Genomic DNA, 15,062 nt, shown 5'->3' with positions numbered 1-15,062 from the left:
GATGGCTGAATCAGCTTTTCCCTGACGGGAAGGGAGGTTCTCAGCCCTCGACGGTGATGCCCATCGACCGGGCGGTGCCGGCGATGATCTTCTCCGCGGCGTCCAGGTCGTTGGCGTTCAGGTCGGGCATCTTGACCGTGGCGATGTCACGGACCTGGGCGCTGGTGAGCTTGGCGACCTTGGTCTTGTGCGGCTCGCCGGAGCCCTTCTCGACACCCGCGGCCTTCAGGATGAGGCGCGCGGCCGGCGGCGTCTTCGTGATGAAGGTGAAGGAACGGTCGTCGTAGACCGTGATCTCCACCGGCACGATCATGCCGCGCTGCGACTCGGTCGCGGCGTTGTAGGCCTTGCAGAACTCCATGATGTTGACGCCGTGCTGACCCAGCGCGGGGCCGACCGGCGGCGCCGGGTTGGCCGCACCGGCGTTGATCTGGAGCTTGATAAGCCCCGTGATCTTCTTCTTCTTGGGAGGCATGTCTCTCCGGGTCCTTCCGAGAGGTGATTGCTGGTGCGTGCGGGACCGGGGCGACACCCTGCCGCCAGCACACACATCGGACCAGGCTAACGCGTTCGCGCCGCTGGACCAAAACGGATCCGGGGCAGGGCCCTCGGCCCCGCCCCGGATCCGAAGACCGTACGACTAGTTCTTCTGGATCTGGTCGAAGGAGAGCTCGACCGGGGTCTCCCGGCCGAAGATCTCGACCAGGCCCTTGACCTTCTTCGAGTCCGGGTTGATCTCGTTGATGGTCGCCTGGAGGGTCGCGAACGGACCGTCGGTGACGGTGACCGAGTCGCCGACCTCGAAGTCCAGCACCTGGATCTCGCTCGGCTTGACCGGCGAGGGCTTGCCGGCGTCCTTGGCCGCCTGGCGCTCGACGTCCGGGGCGAGCATCTTGACGACCTCGTCCAGGGTCAGCGGGTACGGGTCGTAGGCGTTGCCGACGAAGCCGGTGACACCCGGGGTGTTGCGCACGACGCCCCAGGACTCGGGGGTGAGGTCCATGCGCACCAGGACGTAGCCGGGGAGCTTGTTCTGGCGGATGGTCTTGCGGTCGCCGTTCTTGATCTGGACGACCTCCTCCTGCGGCACCTCGGCCTGGAAGATGTACTCCTCGACGTTCAGCGAGACGGCGCGCTGCTCCAGGTTCTGCTTCACCCGGTTCTCGTAGCCGGCGTAGGTGTGGATCACGTACCACTCGCCCGGCATGAAGCGCAGGTCCTCACGGAACTTGGCGACCGGGTCGACCTCGGCGGCCTCCTCCTCGGTGGCCTCCTCCTCGGTCTCCTCCGCGTCGGCCTCCTCGGCGTCGCCCTCCACGTGCAGCGCGGCCTCCTCGGCGGGCTCGCCGGCCTCGGCCTCGTCGTGCGCCTCGGCCTCGTCCTCGTCGCTGTCCGCGGCGTCCACGATCTGCTCGGCGGACTCGACGTCGTCAGCCAGCTCGGCCGCGTCCGGCTCGGCGGCGACATCCGCCTCGCGGACGGTCTCGTCGGCGTCGTACAGGGGGGACTCAGACACGGTGGCTGCTTCTTTCCTGGAGATGGTGAAGGTGGCGCGCTCCTCGACCCGCCCGGTACGCGTCCGCTCGCGCGGGCGCCAGATGAGGTCTCGGAGACTTCAACAGTACCGAGTCCACGGTAGCCGCGCGTACGTCCGGCGCCGACAGCTCGACCCGGACCGATGAATCGGCCCGGGTCGGAAAGCTGTCTACGGAGGTGGGGCGGCCGGTCAGCCGAAGACCCAGAGACTCAGCTTGGAGAAGCCGTAGTCCAGGCCGGCCACGATGCCCATCATGACCACGACGAAGGTGACCACGACGGCGGTGTAGCTGGTGAGCTCGCCCTTGGTGGGCCAGACGACCTTGCGCAGTTCCGCGATGATCTGGCGGTAGAACAGACCGATCCGGGCGAACGCGCCCTTCTTGGCCCGCTTGCCGGACTTCTTCTCGCGGCCGCCGCGCTTGCCCGACTTCTCGCCCTCGGCGGGCGTGGCCTCGGCGGCGCCGTCGGCACCCTCGGGGTTGCCGCTCTCAGGCGTTGCGGTGGAGCCCGTGGTCTCCGTCACTCGTCCTCACCTGAATCCGGGTCCTGCCGAGCTTCGCCGCGCACCAGGTGGGGCACGACCAGTCGGCTAGCGGTGCTGATCGGTGCCATCTCCGCATCAAGCCCGCTCACTCCTGTGGAGCGAACGGGCTGAAAACGGATCTAGCAGCAGGGCAAGAGGGACTCGAACCCCCAACCGCCGGTTTTGGAGACCGGTGCTCTACCAATTGAGCTATTGCCCTACGGTGCCTCGCGGCTCCGGTGGCGACCAACCTACCGCATCTCCCCCCGCCCTTCGTACAGGCGGTGAAAGCTCCGGTTTCTTTCGGCGGGCCGTCGAGCAGCGAGTGTACGTGGTCGAGGGGTGTTTGGTCGAACCTCTTCTTCCGGACCGGCCGCTCCCCCGGCGGATGTCCGGCCCGGCGGGGCTCCCGCCGACGGATCGCCGGGGCCACGATCCGGACGGGGGCGTACGGATGCCGATACCCCGATGCCCGGTCCGTCCCGGTTCTGCGACGATGCAGGCATGAGCGCTTCCACCCCGCAGCCCGACCAGTCCATCCGCCCCGCCGACCGCCGGGTCTCCGCCCGGATCGGCGCGATCGCCGAGTCCGCGACCCTCGCCGTGGACGCCAAGGCCAAGGCCCTCAAGGCGGCCGGCCGCCCGGTCATCGGCTTCGGCGCCGGCGAGCCCGACTTCCCGACCCCGGGCTACATCGTCGAGGCGGCCGTCGAGGCCTGCCGCGACCCGAAGAACCACCGCTACACCCCGGCGGGTGGCCTGCCCGAGCTGAAGGCCGCGATCGCCGCCAAGACGCTGCGCGACTCCGGCTACGAGGTGGACGCCTCCCAGGTGCTGGTCACCAACGGCGGCAAGCAGGCGATCTACGAGGCCTTCGCGGCGATCCTGGACCCGGGCGACGAGGTCATCATCCCGGCCCCGTACTGGACCACCTACCCGGAGTCGGTCCAGCTGGCCGGCGGCGTCCCGGTGGAGGTCGTCGCCGACGAGACCACCGGTTACAAGGTCTCGGTCGAGCAGCTGGAGGCCGCCCGCACCGAGAACACCAAGGTCGTGCTGTTCGTCTCGCCGTCCAACCCGACCGGCGCGGTGTACACCGAGGCCGAGGCGGAGGCGATCGGCCGCTGGGCCCTGGAGCACGGCCTGTGGGTGCTCACCGACGAGATCTACGAGCACCTGGTGTACGGCGACGCGACCTTCACCTCGCTGCCGGCCCTGCTGCCCGAGCTGGCCGACAAGTGCATCGTGGTCAACGGCGTCGCCAAGACCTACGCGATGACCGGCTGGCGGGTGGGCTGGGTGATCGGCCCCAAGGACGTCGTCAAGGCCGCGACCAACCTCCAGTCGCACGCCACCTCGAACGTCTCCAACGTCGCCCAGCGCGCCGCCCTGGCCGCCGTGGCCGCCGACCTGGACGCGGTCGCCGAGATGCGCGAGGCCTTCGACCGCCGCCGCAGGACCATCGTGCGGATGCTCAACGAGATCGACGGCGTGCTCTGCCCCGAGCCCGAGGGCGCCTTCTACGTCTACCCGTCGGTGAAGGACCTGCTGGGCAAGGAGATCCGCGGCAGGCGCCCGCAGACCTCCGGCGAGCTGGCCACCCTGATCCTGGACGAGGCCGAGGTCGCGGTCGTCCCGGGCGAGGCCTTCGGCACCCCCGGCTACCTGCGGCTCTCCTACGCGCTCGGCGACGCCGACCTGGTCGAGGGCATCAGCCGGGTCCAGAAGCTGCTCGGCGAGGCCCGCGACTGACCTCGGATTGCCGACGGACGTCAACCCGACGCCGGGGTTTCACCCGACGAACCGCCCCCTTTCACCCCTTCAGGGGATGGATAGGGGGCGGTTCCCGTTCGGGGGTCGGATACGGCAGTATCGGTGAATGGAACGCCTGTTGAACCCGCGAGACGTCAGGGACCTCCCGAAGGCCCACCTGCACCTGCACTTCACCGGCTCGATGCGGCCCGCCACCCTCCTGGAGCTGGCCGACAAGCACGGCGTCCGGCTGCCGGAGGCACTCAGCTCCGGCGAGCCGCCCAAGCTGCGGGCCACCGACGAACGCGGCTGGTTCCGCTTCCAGCGGCTGTACGACACCGCCCGCTCGGTGCTGCGGGACGAGGAGGACATCCGCCGGCTGGTCCTGGAGACCGCCGAGGACGAGCGGCGGGACGGCTCCCGCTGGCTGGAGATCCAGGTCGACCCGACCTCCTACGCGCCCCGGCTGGGCGGACTGATCCCGGCCCTGGAACTGATCCTGGACGCCGTGGAGCACGCCGCCGCGGCCACCGGGGTGGGCATCCGGGTCCTGGTCGCGGCCAACCGGATGAAGTCCCCGATGGACGCCAGGACGCTGGCCAGGCTGGCCGTCCGCTACGCCGACCACGGGGTGGTCGGCTTCGGCCTCTCCAACGACGAGCGCCGGGGCCTGGCCAGGGACTTCGACCGGGCCTTCGCGATCGCCCGCAGGGGCGGGCTGCTGGCCGCTCCGCACGGCGGCGAACTGTCCGGCCCCGAGTCGATCCGGGACTGCCTGGACGACCTGGGCGCCGGCCGGATCGGCCACGGCGTGCGGGCCGCCGAGGACCCCCGGCTGATGCAGCGGCTGGCGGACCGGCAGGTCACCTGCGAGGTCTGCCCGTCCTCCAACGTCTCGCTGGGCGTCTACGAGCACCCCGGGGAGGTGCCGCTGCGCCGGCTCTTCGACGCCGGGGTGCCGCTCGCGCTGGGCGCGGACGACCCGCTGCTGTTCGGCAGCCGACTGGTCGCCCAGTACGAGCTGGTCCGGGACGTGCTGGGCTTCTCCGACGCCGAACTCGCCGAGCTGGCACGGCAGTCGGTGCGCGGATCGGTCGCGCCGGAGGCCGTCCGCAAGGAGCTGCTGGCGGACATCGACGCCTGGCTGGCGGGCAGCCGTGCCCCCGCGGGCGCGGCCGCCGTACCCGCTTAGGGCCTGCCGCCGTAGCGGCTCAGAGCTTGACGCCCACCATCACCGGCTCGTTCACCAGCTCCACCCCGAAGGCCTCGCGGACCCCGTCCCGGATCTCCCGGGCCAGCGCCAGCAGGTCGTCGGCGGTGGCCGCGCCGCGGTTGGTGAGCGCCAGGGTGTGCTTGGTGGAGAGCGTCGCCGGGCCGGTGCCGTAGCCCTTGCCGAAGCCCGCCCGGTCGATCAGCCAGGCCGCCGAGGTCTTGGTGCGGCCCTCGGGCGCCGGGTAGGCGGGGGCGTCCGCCGCGCCGGGGCGGGTGCGGAAGGACTCGTACTGCGCGGCCGTGAGCACCGGGTTGGTGAAGAAGGAGCCGGCCGACCAGGTGTCGTGGTCCGCCGGGTCCAGCACCATGCCCTTGCCGGCGCGCAGCAGCAGCACCGCGTTCCAGGCCGTGCCGACCGCCACCCGCTCGCCCTGCTCGACGCCCAGGTGCCTGGCGGTCTCGGCGTAGCGGACGGGAGTGGAGAGCCCGCCGCCGTCCTCCAGCCGGAAGCGGACCCGCAGCACCACGTAGCGGTCCGGCTCCGCCTTGAAGCGGCTGTGCCGGTAGGAGAACGCGCACCCGTCGTTCGAGAGCGTGACCACCTCGTCGGCGGAGCGGTCGTACGCGACCACCTCGGTGATCGACTGCGCGACCTCCTGGCCGTACGCGCCCACGTTCTGCACCGGGGTGGCGCCCACCGAGCCGGGGATGCCGGCCAGGAACTCGATGCCCGCCAGCTCGTGGTCCAGCACGGTGCGGCGGACCACCTCGGACCAGTTCTCGCCGGCCGCGACCTCCAGGCCGGTGCCGTCCAGGACGAAGCCCTCGGTGGCGATCCGCAGCACGGTGCCGGGGAAGCCGGCGTCGCCGATCACCAGGTTGGAGCCGCCGCCGAGGACCAGCAGCGGCTCGCCGGCCGCGTCGGCCTCGCGGACGGCCGCGATCACCTCGTCGTCGGTGTGCGCGGTCACCAGGCGGCGGGCCGGGCCACCGAGCCGGAGCGTGGTCAGCGGGGCGAGGGGAGCGTCGTTTTCTACCAGCACGCCCACCAGCGTACGGGTGGCGGGGGTGCCCCCCGGCACCCCCGCCACCCGGCGGCCCTCAGATCCGCGCGGGCTCGGCCCGCTGCCCGGCCGGCTCCCCCGCCGCCGCGACCGGCGACTTGCGCCGCCGCGGGATGAACACCGCGGCCAGCGCCCCGAGCGCGACGGCTGCCGCGCCGACGTACAGCGCGGAGACCAACCCGTCCGTGAAGGCCCGCGCCGACTGGTAGCCGCCCTGTTCCGAGAACACCGCCGCGAGCACCGCGACCCCGAGCGCCCCGCCGACCTCGCGCAGCGCGTTGTTGGCGCCGGAGGCGATCCCCTGCTCCTGCGGCCTGACACTGGCCATCACCAGCTGGGCGGTCGGGCCGAAGTACAGCGACATGCCGATCCCGCTGATCACGATGGCCGGGATCTGGGCGACGTAGTCGAGGCCGGTGCTCCCGTCCGCGACCAGGGCGAACAGCGCCAGACCCGCGGCCTGCAACGCCAGCCCGGCGACCACGATCGGCCGGCCGCCGATCCGGTCGGAGACGATGCCCGCGACCGGCGAGACCAGCAGCGGCATCGCCGTCCAGGGCAGCATCCGGATGCCGGCCTCCTGCGGGCTGAAGCCGCCGACGCCCTGGAGGTACTGGCTGATCAGGAAGATCGAGCCGAACATCCCCAGGTACATCAGCAGGCTGGCCGCGTTGACGGCGGAGAAGGCCCGGCTGCGGAACAGCCGCATCGGCAGCATCGGGTGGGCGGCCACCCGCTGCTCGTACCAGACGAAGACGGCCAGCAGCAGGGTGCCGCCGATCAGGGTGCCGAGGACCAGCGGGCTGGTCCAGCCGTCCGGGTTGCCGCGGATCAGGCCGAGCACGATCCCGAACATCCCCAGGCTGACCAGCAGGGTTCCGGGCACGTCCAGGGCCCTGCCCTCGCCCCGGCTCTCGCCGAGCCGCAGGAAGGCCAGCGGCAGCAGGACGAGGCCGACCGGGACGTTCACCCAGAAGATCCACTGCCAGGAGAAGTGCTCGGTCAGCGAGCCTCCGATCAGCGGCCCGGCGGCGACGGCGAGGCCGCTGACCCCCGACCAGATGCCGAAGGCCAGCCCCCGCTTGACCTCGGGCACGGCGGCGGTGAGCAGGGTGAGGGTGAGCGGCATCATCACCGCGGCCCCGGTGCCCTGCACGGCGCGGGCGGCGATCAGCTCACCGATGCCCGGGGACAGCGCGGCCGCCGCGGAGCCCGCGGTGAACACCGCCAGGCCGACCAGGAAGATCCGGCGGCGGCCGAAGCGGTCGCCGAGGGCGGCGCCGAACATCAACAGCACCGCGAAGCTGAGGGTGTAGGCGCTGACCGTCCATTCGAGGTCGGACAGCCCGCCGCCGAGCTCCTCGCGGATCGACGGCAGTGCGGTGGTGACCACCAGGTTGTCCAGCGCGGCCATGAAGCTCGCCACGCTGACGATCACCAGGGTCCAGATCGCGGCTCTGCCCAAGGCCGGTTTCTCCGTCATGACTTCTTCCCCCAGGTTCCTCTAGGTAGTTATTGCTCAATAACTTTGATGGGCCGAAAAGAGGCCGCACGGACACACCGCGCGGCCGGACTACTGCTCGGGCGCCTTGCACTCGTCCAGACCGCTCCAGACCCGGTGGTCCTGCGGGTAGCCGAGCGCCACCAGGGTGTTGATCAGCATGCCGTGCGCGAAGAACCGCGTGGCGTCCTTCACGTCACCGCCGATCCTGACCCTCACCCGGTCGAACAGGTCAGCCCAGAGCCGCCGGGCGGCCTCGCCGACCTCCTCCTCGCCGGCCGCCCTCGCCGCGGAGACCGAGACGTAGATCTGCATCTGCATCATCAGCTGGTCACGGTCCTCGACCAGGCCCATGTACGCGACGGACATCGCCTCGGCGGCCTCCTCGCCGGACAGCCCGGCCGAGGCCTCGTCGAAGACCCGCCAGGTCTCCTCGACGCAGCGTTCGGCGGCCGCGGCGAAGATCGCCTGCTTGCCGGGGAACAATCGGAACAGGTACGGCTGCGAGACGCCCACCCGGCGGGCGATCGCCTCCGTGGAGGTGCCGTGGTACCCACCCCTGGCGAACTCGGTCAGGGCGGCCCGGACGACGCTCTCGCGCCGCTCCTCCGCGCTCATCCTGATGCTCGACTTCGCCATGGGTACCAAGTTAGTGGTCAATCACTATCAGCACAAGACCCGCGGCCGCGGCCGGAGCTCCCGTGGGTACGGGGCTCCGGCCGCCGCGCCGTCCGGCCGGGCGAGCCGCTCAGCCGAGCCGGACGACGGCCCGGGCCATGCCGAGCACCTTCAGGCCGCCCGTGGTGGCCAGCAGGTCGACCTGCACCCGGCCGCCGTCCAGCTTCTTGGCGACCTTGGCCGTGACCTCGACCACCGCGCCCACCCCGTCGTTCGGCACCGGCACCGGGCGGGTGAAGCGCACGCCGTACTCGACCACCGCGGCCGGGTCGCCGACCCAGTCGGTGACCACCCGGATCGCCTCGGCCATGGTGAACATGCCGTGCGCGATCACGTCCGGCAGCCCGACCTCCAGGGCGAACTTCTCGTTCCAGTGGATCGGGTTGAAGTCACCGGAGGCGCCCGCGTACCGCACCAGCGCGTCGCGGGTCACCGGGAAGGACTGCGCCGGCAGCTCGGTGCCGGCCTCGACCTCGTCGTAGCTGATCGCCATCGCGCTCACTCCCCCGCCTCGTCGGCGGCCCGGGCCACCAGGGTCATGACCGACGTCACCACGTGCTCGCCGGTCGCGTCCGCCACCTCGCCACGCACGGTGAGCACGTCATTGCCCGCCAGTGACTTGATGTTGTCGATGGTCACCGCGACCGACAGCCGGTCACCGGCCCGCACCGGGCGGGTGTAGGCGAACTTCTGGTCTCCGTGCACCACCCGGCTGAAGTCCAGGCCCAGCTCCGGGTCCTCGACCACCTGGCCGGCCGCGCGGTAGGTGATCACGAACGGGAAGGTCGGCGGGGCGATCACATCGGGGTGGCCCAGTTCCTTCGCCGCCTCCGGGTCGGTGTACGCCGGGTTGGCGTCGCCGATCGCGGCCGCGAACTCGCGGATCTTCTCCCGGCCGACCTCGTACGGCTCGGTGGGCGGGTAACTACGCCCGATGAAGGAGGGGTCGAGCGCCATGGCAGCTCCTCGTCACGCGGATGGATACGAAAAAGACTCCGGACCGCACCCCTGTGAGGGATGCGGTCCGGAGTCGAAGACCTGGTGTCACACAGGCCCGTTGCCCTGCGAGAGGGTCAGCGGGTCTCGCGGTGCGCGGTGTGCGAGTTGCAGCGGGGGCAGTGCTTCTTCATCTCAAGACGGTCCGGGTCGTTACGCCGGTTCTTCTTGGTGATGTAGTTCCGCTCCTTGCACTCCACGCAGGCCAGCGTGATCTTCGGGCGGACATCGGTGGCAGCCACGGGAGTGCCTTCCTTGGACAACGAATAAGAACACGACAAGAGTAGCCGACCGGGAGTGCGATCTCCCGACCGACTACGCGGGGTAGCGGTGACCGGACTTGAACCGGTGACACAGCGATTATGAGCCGCTTGCTCTACCAACTGAGCTACACCGCCACAGTGATCCGCGGCACAGCCGAAGCTGACCGTTTCTCACCGAGCCCCCATGCGGAATCGAACCGCAGACCTTCTCCTTACCATGGAGACGCTCTACCGACTGAGCTATAGGGGCGAACGAGGAAGAGATTACACGTTCCGCGCCCGGAGGTGAAATCCGTATCCCGCGGCGAAGACCGCAGGTGGGCGAGGGGTACGGACGAACGATCCAAGGCCCGGCGTTCGATCGGCCCCCGAGCCCCGCGGCCCGACCCGATACGACTATTGCCCGCCTCCCGGCGCCCCGCCCCCCGGGCCCATAGGCTCGACGCTCATTGATCGGGAGGACTGGCCGGCGGTACCGGCCAGCCGTACGGGGGCCGACCGCACGGGCCGCCCCGAGAAGGAGCCGGCGATGGACAGCGCAGCCGCCGACGGGCCGCACTCCGGGCCCGGCCCGGCGGCCAACCCGCTCGGGCACGGCCCCGTCCTGCTGCTCACCGGCGCCCGGCTGGCCGACGGGCGGGTGGTGGACGTCAGGATCAGCGGCGACCGGATCCAGGCGGTCGGCACCGTCGGCAGCCTCGGCCCGCTGCCCGCCCTGCCCGGCGCTCCCACCGTCACCACCGGCGCCCGGATCGACCTGCGCGGCTACCTGCTGCTGCCGGCCCCCGCCGAGGCGCACGCCCACTACGACGCCGCCTTCTCCGCCGCCCTGTCCACCCCGCCGCCGGACACCCCGGCCGACCTCACCCGCAGGGTCACCGAGGCCGCGCTGACCTCCCTCGGCTACGGCGCCACCGCCCAGCGCACCCACGTCCGGATCGGCGACGTGCACGGGCTGCGCCGGCTGGAGGCGGTGCTCACCGCCCGGCAGGCGCTGCGCGGGCTGGCCGAGCTCCAGGCGGTGGCGATGCCCCGGCTGCTCACCGGACGGGCCGGCGCGGACGGCCGGGCCCAGCTGCGCGACGCGCTCAAGCTGGGCGCCACCGCGGCCGGCGGCTGCCCCGAACTGGACCCGGACCCGGCCGGCTACGTCCAGCTGCTGCTGGAGGCGGCGCGGGAGGCGGACTGCCCGGTGGACCTGCACACCAGCGCCGCCGACCCGGTCCAACTCGCCCGAATGGCAGGGGCGTTGGCGCCCCTGCGGCCACGGGTGACGCTCGGCCCGTGCGGAGCGCTGCCCCGGGGCGCGTCGACCGTGCTGGCGACCAGCGGAGTGCGGGTGGTCTGCCTGCCGCAGAGCGGCTGCTGCACCGGGATCGAAGGCCGGACGACGGGCCTGCGGCCCGGCCTGGTACGGGAGTTGGCGGACGCCCGGGTGCCGCTGGCGGCGGGCAGCGGGGCGCTGCGCGATCCGTCCAACCCGGTCGGCCGGGCCGATCCCCTGGAGTCGGCCTATCTGCTGGCGGCCGGCGGGCAGCTGGACCCGCAGGAGGCGTACGACGCGGTGGCGAACCGGGCCCGGGCGGCACTCGGCCTGCCGCCGGTCCGGGTGGACGCCGGGTTCCCCGCGGAGCTGCTGGCGGTGCGCGGGGACAGCCTGTCCGGGGCGCTCGCGGGCGGGCACAGCCGGCTGGTGGTGCACAGCGGCCGGGTGGTCAGCCGGACCAGCGCGGTGCGGGAGTTCGCGGACACGGTGGCGCTGGCGCTGCCCCGGCAGTCCGGCGGCACCGACTGCTGAGCCGGGGGCGGAGACAGATGGGGGCGCGCGACGAGTGTCGCGCGCCCCTCCCCCACCTGCCGGCCGTCCATGGACGGCTGCTCGAACGGCCCCAGGCCTCCCCCACACGGAGCAGGGCCGCTCGGTACGACACTGACGCTACGCCCGCGAAGCACCGCCACCGGACGGCCTTGACGCCCTCCTGTCGCCCGGAGAGCCGCTCTTGACGGCTCGTTGACGGCGCGCGCCGACGACCGCGCGCCGGTCCGTCACGGCACGTACCAGTCCTTCACGGCACGTACCGGTACCCGATCCCCGGCTCGGTGATCAGGTGCCGCGGCCGGGCCGGGTCGCGCTCCAGCTTGCGGCGCAGCCCGGCGAAGTAGACCCGCAGGTAGTTGCCGCGCCCCTCCTGGGCCGGGCCCCACACCTCGCGCAGGATCTGCCTCCCCGGCACCAGCCGGCCGGGGTCAGCGAGCAGCAGGGCGAGGATGCGCCACTCGGTCGGGGTGAGCCGGACCGGGCCGTTCGGGCCGTTCACCGTGGTGGCCGCGAGGTCCACGGTGTGGTCGCCGATCACCGGCCGGCCCGGCGGCGGGCCGGTCTGCGGCCGGCGCAGCACGGCGCGCAGCCGGGCCAGCAGTTCGTCCATCAGGAACGGCTTGGTGAGGTAGTCGTCGGCCCCCGCGTCCAGGGCGCCCACCTTGTCGGCGGCGTCGGTCCGGCCGGAGAGCACGATGATCGGCATCGCGCTGCGGGTGCGCAGACCGCGCAGCACGTCCATCCCGTCGAGGTCGGGCAGGCCGAGGTCGAGCAGGACGGCGTCCGGGACGGAGTGCGCGGCGCGGTCGAGCGCCTCGCCGCCGCTGGCGGCGGTGCGGACGGCGTACTGCCGGGCGCTGAGGTTGATCCGCAGGGTGCGCAGCAGGGCGGGCTCGTCGTCGACGACCAGGATCTCACTCATGCGGTGGCTCCTCTCGGAGGGCTCCGGGGTCTCCGGGCTCGACTGAAGTGCGCTCGACGGGAGTGGGTCCGGTGGGAGCGGGCTCGGCGGGAGCGGGCTCGGTGGCGGCAGGGTCCGCGGCGGGCAGGGTGAGCAGCATGGTGGTGCCGCCGCCCGGGGTGTCCTCGACCTCCAGGCTGCCGCCCATCGCCTCGGCGAGGCCGCGGGAGAGGGCGAGGCCGAGGCCGACGCCGGTGGTGTTGTCGGTGTCACCGAGGCGCTGGAAGGGCAGGAAGACCCGGTCGCGGTCCTCCGGGGCGATGCCGGGGCCGCGGTCGATCACCCGGATCTCGACCTGGTCGGCGTGGTGGCTGGCGGTGACCAGGACGGGTGCGCCGGGGGCGTTGTACCTCAGCGCGTTGGTGATCACGTTGGCGAGCACCCGCTCCAGCAGCGGCGGGTCGGCGAGCACCGGCGGGACGGTGTCGAAGTCGAGCGGCTGGACCGGGGCGTACGGGTCGGGGAGGCTGTCGAGCGCCCGGGGCAGGATCTCGTCCAGGTGGGTCACGGTGAGGTGCAGGGTGAGCGCGCCGGCCTGGAGGCGGCTCATGTCGAGCAGGTTGTCGACCAGCCGGGTGAGCTTGACCAGCGACTCGTCGGCGGTGGCGAGGAGTTCGGCCTGGTCCTCGGGCGAGAACTCGACGTCGGGGCTGCGCAGCGAGCCGACCGAGGCGAGGGCGGCGGCCAGCGGGGTGCGCAGGTCGTGGCTGACGGCGGCGAGCAGGGCGGTGCGCATCCGGTCGGCCGCCTTGATCGGCTCGACCTCGGCGGCGGCCACGGCCAGCCGGTCGCGTTCCAGCGCGGCGGCGACGTGGGCGGCGAAGGCGGTCAGCACCCGCTGGTCGGCGGCGGGCAGCCGGCGGCCGGTGAGCACCAGGACGGCGTCCGCGCCGACCGGGACCTCGGTGGTCTCGTGCGGCCCGGCACCGTCGCCCCTGGGGTCGTCCTCCCGGCACGCGAGCACCTCGCCGTCGGCCCGGGAGAGCAGGGCGACGGCCCGCATGCCGAAGGCCGTCCTGGACTTCTCCAGCAGGGCGGGCAGCGCGTCGGCGCCGCGCAGCACGCTGCCGGCCAGCGTGGAGAGGGTCTCGGCCTCGGCGGTGGCCCTGGCGGCCCGGCTGGTGAGCCGCCCGGCGTGGTCGACCACGGTGGAGACGGTGAGCCCGATGGCCGCGAAGACCACCAGGGCGACGATGTTGTTGGTCTCGCCGATGGTCAGGCTGTGGATCGGCGGGATGAAGTAGTAGTTGAGCAGCACCGAGGCGACGACCGAGGCCACCAGGGCCGACACCGCGCCGCCGAGCAGGGCGACGATGACCACGCCGAGCTGGAAGATCAGCGCGTCGGTGGTCAGGTTGATGCTGTGGTCGGCCTGCGAGAGCAGGACGGTGAGCAGCCAGGGCAGCGCGAGGCCGGCCAGGTAGCCGGCGATGGTGCGGGGCCGGGAGTGCCGGCGGCCGAGCGAGGGCAGCCGGCCGCGGCCGGTGAACTCGTGGGTGACCATGTGGACGTCGATGTCCTCGGAGTCGTCCACGGTGGTCTGCCCGGTACCGGGGCCGGTGAGGAAGCGGTTGATCCGGCCGCGGCGGCTGGTGCCGAGCACCAGCTGGGTGGCGTGGTGGGCGCGGGCGAAGGCGAGCAGCGCGGTGGGGACGTCGTCGCCGACCACCACGTGGTAGCTGCCGCCGAGGGTCTCCACCAGCTGCCGCTGCTGGGCGAGCGCGGCGGAGGAGGCGCCGGCCAGGCCGTCGCTGCGGGAGACGTGGACGGCCAGCAGTTCGCCGCCGGCCGTCCGGTCGGAGATCCGGGCGCCGCGGCGGATCAGGGTCTCGCCCTCGGGGCCGCCGGTGAGGGCGACCACGACCCGCTCGCGGGTCTCCCAGACCCGGTCGATGTTGTGGCTGGCCCGGTAGTCGCGCAGGCCCTCGTCCACCCGCCCGGCCACCCAGAGCAGGGCGAGTTCGCGCAGGGCGGTCAGGTTGCCGACCCGGAAGTAGTTGGAGAGCGCGGCGTCCACCTTCTCCGCCTGGTAGACGTTGCCGTGGGCCATCCGGCGGCGCAGTGCCTGCGGGGCCATGTCGACGAGTTCGATCTGGTCGGCCCGGCGGACCACCTCGTCCGGGACGGTCTCGCGCTGCGGGATACCGGTGATCTTCCGGACGACGTCGTTCAGCGATTCCAGGTGCTGGATGTTGACGGTGGTGATGACGTCGATCCCGGCGGCGAGCAGTTCCTCGACGTCCTGCCAGCGCTTGGCGTGCCGGCCGCCGGGGATGTTGGTGTGCGCCAGCTCGTCCACCAGCACGACGGCGGGGTGGCGGGCGAGCACGCCGTCGAGGTCCATCTCCTCGAACTCGGCGTCCCGGTAGGAGCGGTGGGCCCGCGGCAGGACCTCCAGGCCGGCCAGCATGGCCTCGGTGCGGCGCCGGCCGTGGCACTCGATGAACCCGACCACGACATCGGCCCCGCGCTCCTGTCTGCGCCGGGCCTCGTCCAGCATCCGGTAGGTCTTGCCGACCCCCGGCGCGGAGCCGAGGTACACCCTCAGCCGGCCGCCGCGGATTCCGGTGCCGGGGGTGAGGTCGCGGGCCATGGGCGCTGCTCTTTCCATCGGGAGGCGGTGCACGTCTGCGGACGCGGGCCGGCCGGCCCGGGGGGGGGAAGGAGCGGACGGGAGCCGGCTTTGCCCGTTGCCCACCCGGTTTAGGGGGAGGGGACTTTTTTTCGTTAGGGTCCGTGTGACAAAAGAGAAGG

The 15,062-nt window shown here is 72.4% G+C and carries 14 protein-coding genes and 3 tRNA genes; 3 read left to right on the top strand and 14 right to left on the bottom strand.

Features of this window, described 5'->3' with window-relative positions; genetic code table 11:
- Positions 1–40: 40 nt before the first annotated feature.
- From rplK to ACZ7C5_RS10785, 4 genes are all read right to left on the bottom strand, one after another.
- Positions 41–475 carry a 50S ribosomal protein L11 gene (rplK, locus tag ACZ7C5_RS10800; RefSeq protein WP_188295375.1) on the bottom strand — a complete coding sequence of 145 codons (435 nt, stop codon included), beginning with the start codon at positions 473–475 and terminating at the stop codon, positions 41–43.
- 165 nt (positions 476–640) lie between these two features.
- Positions 641–1,516, bottom strand: coding sequence for a transcription termination/antitermination protein NusG (gene nusG, locus ACZ7C5_RS10795; RefSeq protein WP_470322433.1), 876 nt, complete (start codon positions 1,514–1,516; stop codon positions 641–643).
- A 210-nt stretch (positions 1,517–1,726) separates the two neighbouring features.
- Positions 1,727–2,062, bottom strand: coding sequence for a preprotein translocase subunit SecE (gene secE / locus ACZ7C5_RS10790; protein ID WP_188295373.1), 336 nt, complete (start codon positions 2,060–2,062; stop codon positions 1,727–1,729).
- A 147-nt stretch (positions 2,063–2,209) separates the two neighbouring features.
- Positions 2,210–2,282 (bottom strand) — tRNA-Trp (locus ACZ7C5_RS10785).
- A gap of 284 nt (positions 2,283–2,566) precedes the next feature.
- On the opposite strand from ACZ7C5_RS10785, the gene ACZ7C5_RS10780 reads away from it, so the two are divergent.
- Together ACZ7C5_RS10780 and ACZ7C5_RS10775 are read left to right on the top strand one after the other, a co-directional pair.
- Entirely contained in the window at positions 2,567–3,814 is a 1,248-nt protein-coding gene (locus ACZ7C5_RS10780; RefSeq protein WP_401079941.1) for a pyridoxal phosphate-dependent aminotransferase, read from the top strand.
- A 127-nt stretch (positions 3,815–3,941) separates the two neighbouring features.
- Entirely contained in the window at positions 3,942–5,006 is a 1,065-nt protein-coding gene (locus ACZ7C5_RS10775) for an adenosine deaminase (RefSeq protein ID WP_401079943.1), read from the top strand.
- A gap of 19 nt (positions 5,007–5,025) precedes the next feature.
- Here ACZ7C5_RS10775 and ACZ7C5_RS10770 read toward each other — a convergent pair whose 3' ends face one another.
- From ACZ7C5_RS10770 to ACZ7C5_RS10735, 8 genes are all read right to left on the bottom strand, one after another.
- Positions 5,026–6,069: a UDP-N-acetylmuramate dehydrogenase gene (locus ACZ7C5_RS10770; RefSeq protein WP_401079945.1), complete on the bottom strand. Its 1,044-nt coding sequence runs from the start codon at positions 6,067–6,069 to the stop codon at positions 5,026–5,028.
- A 58-nt stretch (positions 6,070–6,127) separates the two neighbouring features.
- Positions 6,128–7,573, bottom strand: a complete 1,446-nt coding sequence (locus tag ACZ7C5_RS10765) for an MFS transporter (protein ID WP_470322432.1) — start codon at positions 7,571–7,573, stop codon at positions 6,128–6,130.
- Between the two features lie 90 nt (positions 7,574–7,663).
- Positions 7,664–8,230 carry a TetR/AcrR family transcriptional regulator gene (locus tag ACZ7C5_RS10760; RefSeq protein ID WP_470322431.1) on the bottom strand — a complete coding sequence of 189 codons (567 nt, stop codon included), beginning with the start codon at positions 8,228–8,230 and terminating at the stop codon, positions 7,664–7,666.
- A gap of 109 nt (positions 8,231–8,339) precedes the next feature.
- Complete coding sequence (locus ACZ7C5_RS10755; protein ID WP_188295368.1) at positions 8,340–8,762, bottom strand: MaoC family dehydratase; 423 nt, start codon at positions 8,760–8,762, stop codon at positions 8,340–8,342.
- A 5-nt stretch (positions 8,763–8,767) separates the two neighbouring features.
- The gene (locus ACZ7C5_RS10750) at positions 8,768–9,226 is read right to left on the bottom strand and encodes an FAS1-like dehydratase domain-containing protein (protein WP_470322430.1); all 459 of its coding nucleotides are present in this window, start codon (positions 9,224–9,226) and stop codon (positions 8,768–8,770) included.
- 116 nt (positions 9,227–9,342) lie between these two features.
- Positions 9,343–9,507, bottom strand: coding sequence for a 50S ribosomal protein L33 (rpmG, locus tag ACZ7C5_RS10745; RefSeq protein WP_006604855.1), 165 nt, complete (start codon positions 9,505–9,507; stop codon positions 9,343–9,345).
- Positions 9,508–9,590: 83 nt separating this feature from the next.
- Positions 9,591–9,663 (bottom strand) — tRNA-Met (locus ACZ7C5_RS10740).
- A 42-nt stretch (positions 9,664–9,705) separates the two neighbouring features.
- Positions 9,706–9,778 (bottom strand) — tRNA-Thr (locus ACZ7C5_RS10735).
- Between the two features lie 279 nt (positions 9,779–10,057).
- Between ACZ7C5_RS10735 and ACZ7C5_RS10730 the strand changes: the two genes are divergently transcribed.
- Positions 10,058–11,326, top strand: a complete 1,269-nt coding sequence (locus ACZ7C5_RS10730) for an amidohydrolase family protein (RefSeq protein ID WP_401079954.1) — start codon at positions 10,058–10,060, stop codon at positions 11,324–11,326.
- Between the two features lie 268 nt (positions 11,327–11,594).
- Here the strand turns inward: ACZ7C5_RS10730 and ACZ7C5_RS10725 are convergent, their stop codons facing one another.
- Both ACZ7C5_RS10725 and ACZ7C5_RS10720 read right to left on the bottom strand, forming a co-directional pair.
- Positions 11,595–12,269, bottom strand: coding sequence for a response regulator (locus ACZ7C5_RS10725; protein WP_188295365.1), 675 nt, complete (start codon positions 12,267–12,269; stop codon positions 11,595–11,597).
- Entirely contained in the window at positions 12,262–14,901 is a 2,640-nt protein-coding gene (locus ACZ7C5_RS10720; protein WP_470322429.1) for an ATP-binding protein, read from the bottom strand. Before ACZ7C5_RS10720 ends, ACZ7C5_RS10725 begins: the two co-directional genes overlap by 8 nt.
- Positions 14,902–15,062: the final 161 nt, after the last annotated feature.

Source organism: Kitasatospora sp. NPDC036993 (assembly GCF_055607525.1).
This window is presented reverse-complemented; position numbering and strand designations above follow the sequence as displayed.

What these genes read in the sequence shown, in the direction of transcription:
- ACZ7C5_RS10720 (WP_470322429.1), bottom strand. Translation starts at nt 14,901, where the DNA reads ATGGCCCGCGACCTCACCCCCGGCACCGGAATCCGCGGCGGCCGGCTG.
- ACZ7C5_RS10750 (WP_470322430.1), bottom strand. Translation starts at nt 9,226, where the DNA reads ATGGCGCTCGACCCCTCCTTCATCGGGCGTAGTTACCCGCCCACCGAG.
- rplK (WP_188295375.1), bottom strand. Translation starts at nt 475, where the DNA reads ATGCCTCCCAAGAAGAAGAAGATCACGGGGCTTATCAAGCTCCAGATC.
- ACZ7C5_RS10730 (WP_401079954.1), top strand. Translation starts at nt 10,058, where the DNA reads ATGGACAGCGCAGCCGCCGACGGGCCGCACTCCGGGCCCGGCCCGGCG.
- ACZ7C5_RS10755 (WP_188295368.1), bottom strand. Translation starts at nt 8,762, where the DNA reads ATGGCGATCAGCTACGACGAGGTCGAGGCCGGCACCGAGCTGCCGGCG.
- ACZ7C5_RS10760 (WP_470322431.1), bottom strand. Translation starts at nt 8,230, where the DNA reads ATGGCGAAGTCGAGCATCAGGATGAGCGCGGAGGAGCGGCGCGAGAGC.
- ACZ7C5_RS10780 (WP_401079941.1), top strand. Translation starts at nt 2,567, where the DNA reads ATGAGCGCTTCCACCCCGCAGCCCGACCAGTCCATCCGCCCCGCCGAC.
- ACZ7C5_RS10765 (WP_470322432.1), bottom strand. Translation starts at nt 7,573, where the DNA reads ATGACGGAGAAACCGGCCTTGGGCAGAGCCGCGATCTGGACCCTGGTG.
- ACZ7C5_RS10725 (WP_188295365.1), bottom strand. Translation starts at nt 12,269, where the DNA reads ATGAGTGAGATCCTGGTCGTCGACGACGAGCCCGCCCTGCTGCGCACC.
- ACZ7C5_RS10775 (WP_401079943.1), top strand. Translation starts at nt 3,942, where the DNA reads ATGGAACGCCTGTTGAACCCGCGAGACGTCAGGGACCTCCCGAAGGCC.